Raw genomic sequence first — 15187 nt, forward strand, 5'->3', positions numbered from 1 at the left:
TTAGTTCTTCGAGATGGCCTCGAAGTTGTACATGGATTCGAGCATGGGGTTGAACACGTAACCCTTCACGTCCTTGCGCATGGGGACGATGGTCTGAATCTGGTACAGGAAGATGTACGGGGCGTCCTTCATGATGATGTCCTGGGCCTCGCTGTACAGCTTCTTGCGCTCGGCCACGTCGGACAGGCCGGCGGCCTTGCGCACCAGCTCGTCCACCTTGTCGTTTTTGTAGAAGCTGCGGTTGCCGGGCAGGCCCGCGTTTTTGGAGTCAAACCAGAAGTTCATGAACATATAAGGATCGGCGAAATCCGGGCTCCAGGCGCCCAGGCACAGCTCGAAGTCGCCCTTGTCGATCTTGTCGCGCAGGGTGGGGTTGGACATGAGTTCAAGCTTCAGCTTCACGCCGATGTCGGCCAGATTGGCCTGCATGACCTGGGCGATCTGCTCCCAGGTGGCCCGACGCTCGGAATAGATCAGCGTCAGCTCCAGGTTCTCGGCCCCGGCGGCCTTCAACAGCTCCTTGGCCTTGGCCGCGTCCTGGCTGTACTGGAACACGTCCTCGCGGTGTCCCCACATGCCCTGGGGAATGGGGCCGCGCATCTGCATGCCGTTGCCCTGAAGCACCTGTTCGATGATGCCCTTGTAGTCCACGGCGTAGGACAGGGCCTGACGCACCCGGGGATCGGCCAGCTTTTTGTTCTGGCAGTTGACGTAGACGTATTCCGTCATCTGGGCCGGAAAGCGGTTGACCACGATGTCGGGGTTTTTCTCCAGGGCCGGAAGCTGGTCGATAAGGATGTTTTCGGCGATGTCCACGTCGCCCTTTTCCAGGGCCATACGCCGGTCGGCGGACTCGGGCATGAAGCGGATGATGACCTTTTTCAGCTTGGGCGCGCCGCCCCAGTAGTTCGGCTTGGCTTCAAGCACGCAGCTCTGGCCCCGGGTCCATTCCGTGACCTTGAAGGGACCGCTGCCGTCGGCATGCTCGGCCAGCCAGGCCTGGGCCTTGTCGTCGCCCGTGGCCTTGGCCGCCACCTTGGGATTGACGATGGAGGCCCCGTCCGTGGCCAGGGTTTGCAAGAACGGGCCGTAGGGGTTTTTCAGGGTGACTTCCAGGGTCTGGGGATCGACGACCTTCATGGAGGCGATGGCCCCGATATTGTCGGCCGGGCCCTTGCCGATGGCCAGGGTGCGGTCCAGGGAATAGCGCACGGCCTCGGCGTCCAGCGGCGTGCCGTCGTCGAAGGCGATGCCCTTGCGGATCTTGAAGGTCCACACCAGCCCGTCCGGGGAGACGGTCCAGGACTCGGCGGCCATGGGTTCGACCTCGGTTGACCCCTTGCCGTTTTCGACCTTGTATTTCACCAGCCGGTCGTAGCAGGGATAGATCTGACGCCAATCGTAGTTGTCGCTGGACACGCCGGGGTCCAGGGTATGGATGTCCGAGGGCACGGACACCACCAGGGTGTCCTTGTCGGCGGCGTGAGCCACGGACACGGCCAGAATCATGACCAGGCAACACAAAAATGACCAGATACGCATGCCGTAGGCCTCCATCATTGACGTTGTCGAAAAGGTCGCACCCTGATTCGCGCGCCGGGAAAGGGAAAGCCGCCACGGGGGTAAAAAAGTTTTCATCCCTGCCGTCGCACATCCGTCACACGCGGCGCACGGGGATCACCCCTCCCCCTGACGCAAAAAGACGTTCCCTCCCCATCAGGCACGGGATTTCTTGTAAAACGTCCCGGCCTGATCGACAACAAAAATCAGCCCTTTGCCCTCAATTATTTCACAAAATCGTCAACAAGATCCGGTTGACGCCGACACAGCCGGGCACGACGGGGATGCCGGGGGCATGGCGATCACCCCTCGAGAGGCGGCCCGGACCCATCCGGCGCGGCGGGCGTGGACGAGGCGGCCGTGACGGCCGAACAGGATTTAAGGTAGCGCAGAAATTCGGCGGCCTCGGCGAATTCAGGCCGCAGCCGCAAGGCCTGCTCCAGATGCTCGACGCACAGGGTGAGCTCCCCGGCCTCGAAGTAAGCGCGAGCCGCGTTGAAATGCAGATTCTCGTCCGTGGGGTTGAATTCGATGGCCCGGCGGTAATAGCGGATCGCCTCGGCGAAATATTTCTCCTTGCGCAGACTGATGCCGAAGCTGTTGAAGACGTGGCGCTGCTCCTCCTTGAAGACCTCATCCAGGTTCAGGATGCGCCGCAGGACGGCCTCCAGACGCTTGTGCTCCTGTTTGCGGCAGTACACCTCGCCAAGAGCCATATTGGCCGTGGGATTGTCCTCGTCGAGGAGCAGGGCCTTGCAGAACATCTTCTCGGCATCGTCGAGGTTGCCCGCGCAAAGCGCCTCCTCGCCCTGAGCCAGCTTCTTTTTCAGGGACTGGACATGGGGAAGGGTTTTTTTTTCGTAATATCCTGGTTCCGGGGCGTATCCCGCCAGGAACTCCCCTTTGGAGAGAATGCGTTTGATGCCCGAGGGGAGATGGTTGGCGTTGAGCGGCTGCACCTCATAGGTATCGTCCGGCAGGCGGCGCACAAACCAATAGGTCTTCTGTTCGTAACCTTTGGCCGTTCCCCCCACCCCCACCTCGGTGGACTTTGTCAGGGAATAGATTCCGAGAACCCGGAATTGATCGGACATGCCTGGTCCTTTTTTATCGAGCGGATGCCCGCACGGTCTTTATCGCGAACATTCCCGTCATGAGGTCTGCGCAGCATCGAATGAACTCCGAGACGCCTCCCACAACGTTTGACATACTGCACAAAAGAGCCGTGCAGAAGCGAGACCAGCAAAAAAAGAGACGCGGAAAAGCGACACGGCAACCGCCGGACAGAGTCGTGCAATATGAAAAACATTTATTATGTAGTCCATCGGCCACGGCGGGTCAAGAAACCGGGCAGAGCCACCCGGGCCTTTTCCCCCGGCGGGCCCGTCCATTGCAAATCCGGCGGCTTCCCTGTAGCCTTGCGGACATGGCAGAACAAAAACGTGCGGGCCTCGACGCCCTCAAGTCGCTGAAAATCCAGAAGAAAAAATCGGAACCGGTCAAGGCCCCGACAAAGCCTGCCCCGGACCCGGACATCCCGCCCCAGGACGAAGAGCATCTGTTCTCCCAGGCCATGTCCGGGGTGCGGGCCATGGACGGCACGGTTCGGGGCCGGGTCGTGGTTCCCAAGCCTGCCGATCCGCCCCCCGGCTCGATGCCCGAGTCCGATCCGGACGGCAAAAACGCCCTGCTGGACCTGGTAGCCGGACGGGTGGAATTCGAGTTGTCGTTTACCGACGAATACCTGCAGGGATTTGTCCGGGACATGGACCAGAAGGTCTTCCGCCAACTGCGCGCCGGGCAGTTCTCCCCCGAGGCCCATCTGGACATGCACGGCCTTAACGCCGATCAGGCCCAGTTGGCGCTTGTGCATTTCGTGCGCGAGCACTACCTGGCCGGGAAGCGCTGCCTGCTGCTCATCCCCGGGCGCGGGGCCAACTCCCCGGGCGGGCTTCCCGTGCTCAAGGAGGAGCTCAAGACCTGGCTCACCCGCGACCCCTTAAAGCGCGTGATCCTGGCCTTCGCCACGGCCCTGCCCCGGCACGGCGGCGCCGGGGCCCTGTACGTGCTCTTGCGCAAGTTCAAAAAGACCAAGGGCAAGGTGCGCTGGGAAAATTTCTGGGACGACCTGGGCTAGGGCTCCACCCCGGCCCGGCGTGTCGGCCGCTACGGGTCTGCACGTCGCCGACCTTATCCCGGCCCGGGCGACGCCACACCCCGGCCGCCGTCATCGCCCGGGGCCGTCGAACTCCGTCGCGCCAAGCTGGGAGGTCACCGAGGTCTCGATTTTCAATCCGTATTTTTCGATGCGGGCCAGAAGCGTTGGCCGCGACAGCCCCAAAAGCCTGGCCGCCCTGGTGCGGTTGCCGCTGGTCATGGCCAGGGCCTCGGCAATGACCACCGCCCCGAAACGGTCCATGAGCGATTCGAAGGCCCCCTCGTCGTCCCGGGCCGCCACCAGTTCCCCGCGCACGAACCGCCGCAGAAATTCCTGGGCCGAGCCATCGCCCCCGGCCCCGGCGACGGCCCCGGCCGTTCCGGAAACCGCAGGAGGGGGCGCCGCACCGGCGGCCTGTTGCAGGTCATCGGCGGCAATGGGCCCCCCCCGGTTGAATATCAGGGTTTTTTGCAGGACGTTGGCCAATTCGCGCACGTTTCCCGGCCAGTCGTGCCCGGTCAGAAAGACCAAGGCCTGGGGGGTCAGCCCTGGATCGGGCACGCCGGCCTCGCGGGAAAAGCGGCACAAAAAATGTCTGGCCAGAAGCGGGATGTCCTCGCGCCGCTCCCTCAAGGGGGGCAGGGTCATGGTCACCACCTTGAGGCGGTAATACAGATCCTCGCGAAAGGCCCCTTTGGCCACGGCCTGCTCCAGATCCCGGTTGGTGGCGGCGATGATGCGCACGTCCACGGGGATGGGGCCGGCCCCGCCCAGGCGCTCCACATGCTTTTCCTGCAAAAGGCGCAGCAGCTTGGCCTGGATGGATACCGGCATGTCCCCGATCTCGTCCAAAAAGACCGTGCCCCGGTTGGCCTGCTCGATCTTGCCCACCTTGCGGCCCGAGGCCCCGGTGAAGGCCCCCCGCTCGTAGCCGAAGAGTTCCGATTCCAGAAGCGTTTCCGGGATGGCCACACAGTTGATGACCAAAAACGGTTTCCCGGCCCGGGAGCTGTACTGGTAGACGGCCCGGGCCACGAGTTCCTTGCCCGTGCCGGACTCGCCCCGGATGAGCACCGTGGCGTCGGTGGGCGCGGCGCGGCCGATGGCCTTGTAGACCTCCTGCATGGCCGGGCCGCCGCCCACGATGGCCTCGCCCTCGCCGCCCTCGGCCGGGGCGTCCATCTCCACCTTGGAGCGCATGAAGCGCCCGGCGCTTAAGCCCTTTTCGATGAGCTTTAAGATGTCGGGGATGTCGAAGGGCTTGAGCACGTAGTCGAAGGCCCCCATGCGGGTGGCCTCGATGGCGGTCTCCGTGGTGCCGTGGGCGGTCATGATGATCACCGGGAGCCTCGGCTCGATCTCGCGCATGGCCGCAAAGGCCTCCAGGCCGCTTAGGCCCGGCATGCGCACGTCCATGACCACCAGGTCGGGCAGGCGCTCACGGACCATTTCCACCCCGGCCTCGCCCGTGGAGGCCGTGCGTACGGTATAGCCCTCGGCGCTCAGCAGGCGCTCGAAGCTCTGGCGCAACTGGTGGTCGTCGTCCACAATCAGAATCTGTGCCACGTGCGCTCCTCGGTGTGCGGGAAGATCAGGGCGAAGGTGGCCCCCCGCCCCTCGGGAGAATGCAGGTTGATCCACCCGCCGTGCTCCTCCACGATACGCTGGGCGATGGGCAGCCCCAGGCCGGAGCCCTCGCCCTTGGTGGTGAAAAAGGGCTGGAACACCCGGTCGCGGATAAACTCCGGCACCCCCGGCCCGGTGTCGCTGATGCGCACCACCACCACCCGCCCGGCCGGCTCCATGACCCCCTCCTCCTCGCGAATGACGATCCGGCCGCCCTCGACCATGGCCTCGCAGGCGTTGAGCACCAGATTGACCAGGGCCTCCTTGAGCTGGTCGGGGTCGGCGCTGATGGGGGTCAGGCGCTTGGCCCGCAGAACCTCCACCGTCACCCCGTAGGACTCCAACCTGTGCTTGAGGAGGTTTAGGGTGGTGTCCACCACGTCGGACAGGCTGGTGGGCCGGGAAACCAGCTTGGGCGGCCGGGAAAACTCCAAAAAATTGCGTACGATGGTGTCGATGTGCCGGATCTCTTCCGAAATGACCTCGAAGTCCTCCTTCTGGGCGGGCTCCAGGCGCAGGACGCGCTCCAGGGAGAAAAGCCGCATTTTGACCGAGGTCAGGGGATTGCGGATGGTATGGGCCACCCCGGCGGCCAGCTTGCCCACCAGGGCCAGCTTTTCCGACTGCATGAGGTGGTCCCGGCTCACCTCCAGGTCGGATTCGGCCCGATCCACGGCCACAAGCAGATTGCCGAAACGCCGGGCCAGGGTCTTGACCTCGTTGCCGTCGCACAGCTCTTTATCGGACCCGGCCCCGGTGCGGGCCAGATGGCGGATGGGATTCAAAATGCGCCAAAACACCAGATGCGTCAGGGCCAGCCCCAGAAGGGCCACCAGGGGCAGGGCGATCCAGACCATGACCACCAGGGCGTCGGTGCGCTCCTGGTAGTCGACGCGCCGGGCCGCAATCCCCTCCCGAAAAAGGCTTTTGTAGGCCTCGGCCCGGGAAAAGGCCTCGTGAAAACGCCGGGACAGAAGCTCGAGTCCGGCCTCGGGCGTCGAGGACCGGTCAAAGGCCGTGTCCATGGCCTCCTGGACTGCAAACCAAGCCGCGTCAAGTTGGGAGAGGCCCTGCCGGGCAGCCTCGCCGCCTGCCGCGTCGCGGGCCTTGCGCAGCCACTCCTCCACCCGCCGCCGTCCGGCCGCAAGCCCCTCGGCGGCGTCCAATGCCCCCCGGCTCCTGGCCCCGGCCGCCTCGGCATACAGGGCCAACAGGGCGTTTTCCAACTCCTGGGCCGCCGCCAGACCGGCCACGTCGCCTTCCAGAGTGGAGAGATACAGATTGCGGGCCATGTGCCCGTACCACAGGGACAGAACCGCCCCCCCGAGGCTTATGGCCAAAAGCGCCCCCAGAGACAGAATCAGCCGGGCCCGCAGACTCCACAGGCGCGAGGGGAGGGAGCCGGGCCCGGCTTTTCGGACGAACATGGCCTAGGAGACATTCCGTGGGGTCTTGAGGTCATCCACGGCCTGCCGCTCCTCCTCGCCCGCCAGGATGGGCGCAAAGTGCAGGGTCACGGCCGTGCCGCGCCCCTCCCGGCTGGACAAGGTCACCCGGCCGCCGAACTCCTCGATCATCTTCTTGATCATGGCCAATCCCAGTCCGTACCCCTGGCCCTTGGTGGTGTGGAAGGGGCTAAAGACCTTGTCCATCTCGGGTTGGCTCATGCCCCGGCCGCGATCCGCCACCTCGACCACCGGCCGGTCCTCCTCCATGCCCGTGCGCACGCGGATCTCGCCGCCTGCGGGCATGGCCTCCATGGAATTGAGCATCAGGTTGACCAAACATTGCTTGATGGTCTCGGTCTCGGCCCGGCCGCGCGGGATGTTGGGATCGGCATTGAGCACGAAACGGTAGCCCTTGTCGGCATAGCCGATGCGCATAAGATCCACGGCCTCCTCGCTGACCCGGTTGAGGTCCACGGGCCCGGACACGGTCTGGGTCTGGCGCGAGAAGCTTAAAATGCTCGACAACATGCGATCCAGGCGTTTGGCCTCCTCGGCGATGATGCGCAGCTTTTCCCGTTCCTTCTCCGTCAGGTTCGCCGAGTCCAGAAGCGACTTGGTGAAGCCGGAGATGGCGAACAGGGGATTTCTGATCTCATGGGCCAGGTACATGGACATCTCGCCGATGACCGCCAGCTTTTCGGCGTGCTGCTGATGGCGTTCCCGGTAGGTGCGCCGGGTGATGTCCCGGCGCATGACCATGACATGGGTCATATTCCCCAGCGGGTTGAAGATGGGATAGGAATAGATGCGGAAATACATGAGGCGGCCGTCGGCATCGAGGCGGGTAAAAAGGGCCTCGGCCTCGCGGCCGGTGGAAAGGGTGGAGAAAAAGGGGCAGTCCTTGTCCTGACCGCAGCAAAAGGGCCGTCCGTCGTCAAGGGTCTGCACCTGCCAGCAGGGCAGCCCCAAAAGCTCGGACTTCTCCTTGCCCAGGCGCTGGTAGACGTTTTTATTGAGGTCCACCACGCGGCCCTCCTTGTCCAGGAGGATGATGTCGTCGCGCACCTCGTCGATGATGGCGTTTAAGAGTTCCTTGTGCCGGTCCAGGTTGACCTGGCAGTGGGTGCTGACCTGGAGCATGTTGTGCAGGCCGCACAGAAAAAAGGCCGCATTGTGGTCGATAAGCGAAACGCTGTCCGGCAGGGCCGAACGAATGGCCCGCAGCTTGGCCCGGGAGCCGATGAGTTCCACCACCAGGTCGATGCCGGGGTGGGCCGCCAGCATGTCCTGGAAGGTCTCGTAGATCGGCACCCCGAGCTTCTCGACATGGGCCCGGCTGGCGGGCTGGGGCCCGAGGTCGGCCACGGCCGTCAGTTTCAGGCCCGGCAGGAACTCCTGGTACTGCTCGTTGCCCAAGATATCCAGGATGGACATGAAACCGGACCCGGTGCCGATGATGCCTACCTGGAATTCCCGGTCGGAGGAGTCCCACAAACAATATTCGGTCTGATCGTGTCTGTCCGGGGTGGTCATGACCTTCATCCGTCCGTTACACCGTTGTCATGGTGCGGGCGCCCGTCAGCGGCACACCCACAGGACCGCCCCGGCCAGCTCGTGGAACAACACATCGCTGGTTGACCCGAAAAAGGCCCGGGACAGCCCGCCAAGCGGCGTGCTCCCCCTCCCCTGGCCCGTACGCCCGGCGGCCACCACGGCATACCGCCCGGATTCGGCCTCGGCAAGCGCGGCCCTGGCCACATGGTCGGACGCGACCAGCCGGGTGTCGATGCGTTCGGGCGCAACGCCCCTGGCGGCAAGCACCTCCCGGGCCCGGGCGAATACGGCCTCCGCCGCCCCCTTCTCCGCCTGGCCCGAGACATAAAAGAGGGTCACGGCGTGCCGATTCTCACCCTCTAGCATGGTTCCCACATGGTCCACGGCCCGAAACGCGGCGTTTGAGCCGTCCACGCAGACCAACACCCCGGATCGCCCATAGTCCGGCAAGCGGCAGACCCACATGGGAAAGTCGAAGGATTCGCGCATGATCTCGACCCCGACCCCGCGACCCAGAAAGGCGCTTAAGCCCGCGAAACCGCGTTGCCCCAGGACCACGGCGTCATAGTCGCCGTACTCCCCCTCCATGACCAGATTCCCGGCCCGGGGGAAGGCCCCGAAGATAAATTTCTCCTCGATCTTGCGCGGCGAAAACCCCTTGCTCAAAAATCGCTCCCGGGCGGCGGCCAGGGCCATGCGGCCCTTGTCCTCCAGACGCCCGGCATTGTCCTCCAAGACCTTTTTGGTCTCATAGGTCAGTTCCTCGGGCCAGACCGCCGGGGGCTGGGGGGCGATGTGGAAAAGCGTCGCCCGCACCCGATCCTTGTCGTCGAAAAAATGACTGATGAAGCCGACGCCGTAGAAAATCCCAGGGTCATCCCCTATGGTCACCAAGAAGTGCTTGTCCATGCGCCTTCCCCCGAAACCGGCCCCACAGGCCGGGCCGAATTCATCAAGACTACACCATCCCTATAGAACTTCCCGCAATAGCTCACAATTCATTTTTCCCGCCCCCCGGCGAGGATTTCTGCTCCCGGCCGCCATTCCCGATTTGGCCCCTACCCGGCCCGGAGACAACCCAGAAACGGCGGGCCACACGCAGGCCGGACCTTCGTTCCCAGGCCGCAGGCCAGGCATGCGGCATCGCCTTGGGCCTTGCGCCTGCCAGACCTCCTCCGGCGTCCTTGAGGGGAATACCTCAGAATTTTCGGCAGCCGGGGATGAGAAATTTGAAGGAAAACACTGTCGCCAGGAAACAGGCAGGGAGGAAATAGGCGGGACGCCGAGCGGCGCACAGGCCGCTTCGGCCGGGAAACGCCCGCGCCGCTCAAGGCGGTTTCATCCGACGGCTCCCGAGCCACCTGCCGCCGCGTTCTCAAGCTCCCCAAGCAGCGCCTCCAAATCGAGCCCGTGGCGCGCCGCCACAACGTCAATGGAATCGAAAAGCGCCGTACACAAAAGGCACGCCCCGGCCGCTGCGTCCCGGGAGCGGAAGACCGCCTCCGTGGCCGGATGGGCGGCGACGACATCCAAAAGGCTCATGTCGGCGGTGATGCGCCGGGCGGTCATGGTACGGGCGCCTCGGCCAAGGCCTGGCGTAGGGCCTCGGGGATGCGGGCGATGATCTCGGCGATGCGCGACCCCGGGTTGGGGCGGGCCAAGCGCCCGGCCAGCCGGTTGGCCCTGGCCGCACACCAGGCCGCACTGGACGCGGAGCGTCCGGATTCCATGAGCGCCGCGGCCATCCCGGCCACGGTGTCGCCGGTGCCGCCCATGGCCTCCATGGCCTCTTCGCAGGGGCCGTCCACGGTAAAAAGCACCCCGGTCGCATCGGCGATATAATCCGTGCCGCCCTTGACCAGAAGCGTCGAGGCCGCGTTCTCGCCCTGGTAGGCCCGGGCGATGAGGTCCGGCACGCGGTTTTCCTCATGCAGGACGAATCCCCGGGTATAAAAGGGATGCGGCGCGGTTTCGTCGGCCAGAAAGGCCAGTTCTCCGGCGTCCGGGGTGAAGAGGTCGTAGGACGCGGCCTGCCCGCTCATCTTGGCCGCATACATGAACCCGGCGTCGGCGATGAGCCTGGGGCGTTCGGGCATGGCCTCCACGGCGAAGAGCACCTTGTCGTGCCACATGACGTCGGGCATCAGATAATGGAAGACCAGGGTGGAAAATCGCCGTCCGGGCAGAACGTCCGTCAGATGGCGGTACAAGGCGCGGCTGCCGTGTCCCAGCCCCTCGTCGCCGACCAGGAAGGCGTAGGGCGCGGGCAGCGAAAGGGTGGCGCAGGCTGCGGCGGCCGCCGCCAAAAGGGCCGGGGTTCCCCGATCCGGGGCCACGGGCAGGCCGCCCACGGTCATGCCCTGGCTGGAAATGTCCGCCAGGCCTTCGGTGACCGGCACGTCAGGATCGGGGATGGCGCCTACGACGGCGAGCATTGCTTTTTCATTTCCTCGAAGGCCAGCCCCAGGGCGTAGCCGCACAGGGTGTGGCCGATCTCTCGCGGCGAGGGGGCCTCGTCCAGGGTTTTGCCGATGAGCTGCGTCGCCAGATAGGGCACGTCCGGGCAGCCGCCGCCCGAGACGTTGACGATGACGCCGGTGGCCTTTTCCACGGTCAGCTTCATGTTCGCGGCCCGGACCATGAGATACGCCCCGAAGTCCTTGACCTGGAAGATGTCCACCGGGGCCAAAAGGGGCCCGGTGACCGGAATCGTGTCCAGGGGCGGAACCTTGGCGGCGTCGAGCCTGCGGCGGATGTGCAGGCCCTCGATGAGCGGGAACTCCACGGCCAGATCGCAGCCCCGGCGCACCTCGGGAGGCGGCCCCACCACCTTGATCGCGAATCCGGCTTCGCGCAGGGTCATTTCGGCCCGAATGACCTCGCTGGTGTTTTCGAACAGCAAAAGGCCCCGGTCGGCCTTGGAGGCGGACGCCGGGCCGGGGTCTTTTGTGCGGAAGCGGTCGAAAAATCCCAAAATCATCCCTTGCTGATGTCGATGCGGTATTCTCCGCCGTCCTCGGCCACGGCGTCAAGCCGCCAGCCCTTGGCCGCCACGGCCCGGGACACGTTTTCCTTGGAGGCCTCGGTATCGACCAAAACGGTCAGCTTACCCGAACCCATGGCCGCGATGGCCGAAAGCGTATCCAAAACCGGCTGGGGGCAGGACAGCCCCCTGGCGTCTATGGTCTTTTCCATGGCATGATCTCCTCTCGCAGTGCGTCTTTTCCGGCCAGGCAGGCCGTCCTCGAAAGAGCAGACGGCATAGGGGCGGCCGGAAATCGTTACGGGATTCCCAAGGGCGTAGCCCTTGGGCCGCCGGAGGCTTTTCCCCTGCTCCCTGGCACGCCCCTGTCACGCCTTGGCGCGCATGGTCAGGCCGAAGTACAGGCATACGGCAAGGCCCACGAACACAGCGGCGACGCCGTGGGGCCCCACGCCCTGGGGGGAGCTGGCCAGCCCGAAGTTGTGGGCGAAGCCCGCGCCGACGATCATCCCGAACACGAAGACCGCGGCGTCGCCGTCGCCCTCGCCGGACAAAAAGAGCTGCCGTCCCGGGCATCCCCCGGCCAGGGCGAAGCACAGTCCGGCCAGGAGCATCCCGGCGAAGTTCCAGACCTGCTGGGTATGGGCCACGGGCTGGCCCTCGAAGCCGATCTTCACCTGCCCGAGCAGGGCGTTGACCACCACGGCCGCGACGAAAAGGGCGATGACCCCGAGCAAAAGATGGGACTGCTTGAAAAGGATCACGTCGCGAAACGCGCCCATGGTGCAAAACCGGCTGCGCTGGGCGATGACGCCGACCAAAAGTCCCACGGCCAGGGAGGCCAGAAGCGGCGCATGCATGGCGCCCGGGCCCTGGACGCTGTAGAACAGCACGCCGGACTGGGGCTCTTTTTCGATCTGGGGATACAGCAGCATGAGGGCGAAAAAGCCGAGCATGACCAGGGGCATGATCAGTCCCACCGAGGCGTGGGTTTTCTGGCTGCGGCCCAGGTTGTAGCCCTTGCGGAAAAAGATGGCGCCGATCCAGATGCCCGCCACCAGGCCCAGGATGCCGAAAATGGCGCTGAGGTCGCCGCCGGCCAGACGCAGGATGGCCCGCCAGGGGCAGCCCAGAAAGACCAGGGCCCCGATCATGGCGAACGCCCCCAGGATGAACCGGGCAATCGGCGCGGACCCGGCCCGGGGGCGGAAATCCTTGGTGAAAAGCGCCGCCAGAAGGGAACCGAGCACGAAGCCGATGATCTCCGGGCGCATGTACTGGACGATGGCCGCCCGGTGCAGGCCCACGGCCCCTGCGATATCGCGCTCGAAGCAGGCCACGCAGATGCCCATGTTGCCCGGGTTGCCCCAGAATTGCAGAAGCGGGGCCAGGACGCCGATGGCGAGGCCCACGGCGATGATGCCCTGTTTCGAGGAGAAAAAATTCTTCATGGCCGCTCCTTGCTCGTTGACGGTTCCCCGTGCCGGGAATTCCCCCTCCGCGACACACGGTAATTCCCGATTGTATAGAAGAGGAACAAGCCAAGGACAAATTGAAAATTCTGATGCTTTTATGTATTTTCGATAGATAGATTTCGTTCAACTTAAAATTGATAATAATTTATGAATAATCTTGTTGTTATAAAAAATTCATGGAATATTAATCTGAAACAAATTCTAACTGTCGTCGAGAAGAAGCGAGAATCCTATGGAAAATACGCTTACGCTGATCATCGCTGTGATCGGCGCTATTCTTGGTGTATTTAATACAGCTTATGCCGTATCAAGGGACAGATTGAAAGTTGTCGTCGTTCCTAAAATGGCGAGGACACATCTCAGCGGAAAACCTGTGAATATCCTATGCATTGAAGTTATCAATAAGGGCACAAGCAGTATTACTATAAGTGAAGTTGGCTTTGGATTAAGGCATACAAAAGAAAGGATGGCTCTTGTAGAGCCAATATTCATCGACGGAAAGATGTTGCCATATCGTCTTGAAGCAAGAGAATCATTTTCAGCATACACTAACGAAAATATATTTTTTGAAATTGGCTTTAACGATATTAAAAATGCTTATGCAACGACATCATGCGGGAAAAAATTTGTAGGCACAAGCCCTGCATTAAAAGATGTTGTTAGAAAATATAGAGGGTAGAGACAAGATACATAGTGGAGTCATGGTGAAATAAGCCCCTTCCGGGGACAGACATCGGCCAGGGGACAGGCCTCGCAGCGGGGTTTGCGGGCCTGGCACACGTCGCGGCCGAAAAGCACCAGCAGGTGGTTGATCTCGCCGAAGGCCTCACGCGGGAAAAGGGGGATCAAGTCCCTCTCGATGACCACGGGGTTTTCGGAATCCGTCAGGTCCAGGCGATAGGACAGGCGCTTGACGTGGGTGTCCACGGCAATGCCCTCGTGGTTGCCGTAGGCGTTCCCGGACACGATGTTGGCGGTCTTGCGGGCCAGCCCCGGCAGGGCCGTGAGCTCCGCCAGGGTGCGCGGGACCGCGCCGCCGTGTTCGGCCACCATCATTTTCGCGGCGGCGACGAGGTTTTTGGCCTTGTTGCGGAAAAATCCCGTGGAATGGACCACGACCTCCACCTCGGCCACGTCGGCGGCGGCCAGGGCGGCCGGATCGGGCCAGCGGCGAAAAAACTCCGGGGTCACCAGATTGACCCGGGCGTCGGTGCATTGGGCGGCCAGCACCGTGGACACGAGAAGCTGATACGGATTTGTCCAGATCAGAGCGGAGGCGGCCCCGGGATACCGGGGCCGCAACCGGTCAAGAACGATGCCTGCGCGCGTCTGTCTGTCCACGCGAGGCCTGATTCCGTCTAGGGCAGAAAGACCACGGCGGAGATGGTGGTGGACCACACTCCGGCCTGGCCGGTGGTGACGCAGGGCTTGGAGGCCGAATCCACGATCTTGCCGCTCATGAGATAGATCTGGCGGCGTTCGTCGTAGGCCGTCTCGGGATCGAAATCGATGCCGAGCGTGGTGGCCAGCATGGTGGAGGCCAAGTCCTCGGCGAAATCGCCGATTTCCTGTTCATCGGCCCCGAACGTGGTGTGTTCGGAGATGTAGCCGTAATTGCCTTTGTCCGCAGGAAAGGCCATGCCCACGGCCGAACCCACCATCCGGTTTTTTTCATCCGTGGCGTTGCGGGCCATGACGCAAAAGGTGATCTGGCCCGGACTCAACTGCTTGACGCCTTCCTCCAGGGGAAGAATCGTGCAGTTGGGCGGGCAGATGCTGCTCACGTAGACGAGGTTGAGCTTTTCGATTCCGGCGTCACGCAGGGCCAGCTCGAACGACTGGAGCTTGTTTTTGTGGCGGCCGATGCCCTTGGTGAAAAAAGCCTTGGTCGGGACGAAAGACATGTGCTGCATGTGCGGTCCTCATTCTGGGGGAGTCTCCCGGGACAAGCGGGGGCATCCCTATAAGGGTTTTTTGCCGAGAAGTATAGGGCCTTTTTCACCCGTTTTTTCCAGCCCGGCCTTGATCTCCTGCTCGGTCCCGCGCAGGGTCACCGCAATGCGGAAAACATCCTTGTCCTGAATCTTGCCCTGCCTGATCTCCGCCTTCACCCCCTTCTGGGCCAGCTTTTTGATCATGGTGTCGGCCTGATCCTTCTTAAAAAAAGACGCCACCTGATAGGTCGCCTCGAAACCGCCTCCCGATGCGCCAGCCTCTGCTTTCGGCGCGGGCGGCACGGGTTCCACGGGCTTGGCGGTCGGCGGCGCAGCCGGAGGGCGCTGGGCCAGGGCCGGTTCCGGGGCGGGCGCGGGCTTGACCTGGGCGGGGGGAGAAGAGCCGGGCGGCGATGATCAGGCAGATGAGGGTGATGAACACCAGGATC

16 protein-coding genes are annotated in these 15187 nt (G+C 63.4%); 2 read left to right on the top strand and 14 right to left on the bottom strand.

Going from position 1 to position 15187, the window contains the following annotated elements:
- Both V3572_RS16535 and V3572_RS16540 read right to left on the bottom strand, forming a co-directional pair.
- Nucleotides 1-1542, bottom strand: coding sequence for an ABC transporter substrate-binding protein (locus tag V3572_RS16535; protein WP_332112133.1), 1542 nt, complete (start codon nt 1540-1542; stop codon nt 1-3).
- A gap of 320 nt (nt 1543-1862) precedes the next feature.
- The gene (locus tag V3572_RS16540; protein ID WP_332112134.1) at nt 1863-2654 is read right to left on the bottom strand and encodes a tetratricopeptide repeat protein; all 792 of its coding nucleotides are present in this window, start codon (nt 2652-2654) and stop codon (nt 1863-1865) included.
- A gap of 332 nt (nt 2655-2986) precedes the next feature.
- Here V3572_RS16540 and V3572_RS16545 point away from each other — a divergent pair, with 332 nt between their 5' ends.
- A complete protein-coding gene (locus V3572_RS16545) occupies nt 2987-3697 on the top strand; it encodes a Smr/MutS family protein (protein ID WP_332112135.1) in 711 nt (236 codons plus the stop codon).
- A gap of 90 nt (nt 3698-3787) precedes the next feature.
- Here the strand turns inward: V3572_RS16545 and V3572_RS16550 are convergent, their stop codons facing one another.
- The 9 genes from V3572_RS16550 to yedE form a co-directional block, all read right to left on the bottom strand.
- On the bottom strand, nt 3788-5284 hold the full coding sequence (locus tag V3572_RS16550) for a sigma-54-dependent transcriptional regulator (protein ID WP_332112136.1): 1497 nt from the start codon (nt 5282-5284) through the stop codon (nt 3788-3790).
- Complete coding sequence (locus V3572_RS16555) at nt 5269-6771, bottom strand: sensor histidine kinase (RefSeq protein ID WP_332112137.1); 1503 nt, start codon at nt 6769-6771, stop codon at nt 5269-5271. The genes V3572_RS16550 and V3572_RS16555 overlap by 16 nt, the downstream gene beginning before the upstream one ends.
- A gap of 3 nt (nt 6772-6774) precedes the next feature.
- Nucleotides 6775-8325 carry an ATP-binding protein gene (locus tag V3572_RS16560; RefSeq protein WP_332112138.1) on the bottom strand — a complete coding sequence of 517 codons (1551 nt, stop codon included), beginning with the start codon at nt 8323-8325 and terminating at the stop codon, nt 6775-6777.
- A gap of 45 nt (nt 8326-8370) precedes the next feature.
- Entirely contained in the window at nt 8371-9255 is an 885-nt protein-coding gene (locus tag V3572_RS16565) for a universal stress protein (protein ID WP_332112139.1), read from the bottom strand.
- Between the two features lie 429 nt (nt 9256-9684).
- On the bottom strand, nt 9685-9915 hold the full coding sequence (locus V3572_RS16570; RefSeq protein WP_332112140.1) for a hypothetical protein: 231 nt from the start codon (nt 9913-9915) through the stop codon (nt 9685-9687).
- The gene (locus V3572_RS16575) at nt 9912-10781 is read right to left on the bottom strand and encodes an NAD(P)H-hydrate dehydratase (RefSeq protein ID WP_332112141.1); all 870 of its coding nucleotides are present in this window, start codon (nt 10779-10781) and stop codon (nt 9912-9914) included. Before V3572_RS16575 ends, V3572_RS16570 begins: the two co-directional genes overlap by 4 nt.
- Entirely contained in the window at nt 10766-11326 is a 561-nt protein-coding gene (locus V3572_RS16580) for a DUF3343 domain-containing protein (RefSeq protein WP_332112143.1), read from the bottom strand. The genes V3572_RS16575 and V3572_RS16580 overlap by 16 nt, the downstream gene beginning before the upstream one ends.
- A complete protein-coding gene (locus tag V3572_RS16585) occupies nt 11323-11541 on the bottom strand; it encodes a sulfurtransferase TusA family protein (protein WP_332112144.1) in 219 nt (72 codons plus the stop codon). Before V3572_RS16585 ends, V3572_RS16580 begins: the two co-directional genes overlap by 4 nt.
- 156 nt (nt 11542-11697) lie before the next feature.
- Nucleotides 11698-12780 (bottom strand): YedE family putative selenium transporter, encoded by a 1083-nt coding sequence (yedE, locus tag V3572_RS16590; RefSeq protein WP_332112145.1) that lies wholly within the window; start codon nt 12778-12780, stop codon nt 11698-11700.
- 256 nt (nt 12781-13036) lie between these two features.
- Between yedE and V3572_RS16595 the strand changes: the two genes are divergently transcribed.
- Complete coding sequence (locus tag V3572_RS16595; protein WP_332112146.1) at nt 13037-13483, top strand: hypothetical protein; 447 nt, start codon at nt 13037-13039, stop codon at nt 13481-13483.
- 20 nt (nt 13484-13503) lie between these two features.
- On the opposite strand, the gene nth is transcribed toward V3572_RS16595, so the two are convergent.
- The 3 genes from nth to V3572_RS16610 are packed head-to-tail and all read right to left on the bottom strand — an operon-like array spanning nt 13504 to nt 15050.
- Nucleotides 13504-14145, bottom strand: coding sequence for an endonuclease III (nth, locus tag V3572_RS16600; protein ID WP_332112147.1), 642 nt, complete (start codon nt 14143-14145; stop codon nt 13504-13506).
- 17 nt (nt 14146-14162) lie between these two features.
- The gene (locus V3572_RS16605; protein ID WP_332112148.1) at nt 14163-14717 is read right to left on the bottom strand and encodes a pyruvoyl-dependent arginine decarboxylase; all 555 of its coding nucleotides are present in this window, start codon (nt 14715-14717) and stop codon (nt 14163-14165) included.
- Between the two features lie 48 nt (nt 14718-14765).
- Entirely contained in the window at nt 14766-15050 is a 285-nt protein-coding gene (locus tag V3572_RS16610; protein WP_332112149.1) for an SPOR domain-containing protein, read from the bottom strand.
- Nucleotides 15051-15187: the final 137 nt, after the last annotated feature.

Source organism: Desulfolutivibrio sp. (genome assembly GCF_036584575.1).
In the GTDB taxonomy this organism is placed as follows: Bacteria; Desulfobacterota; Desulfovibrionia; order Desulfovibrionales; family Desulfovibrionaceae; genus Desulfolutivibrio.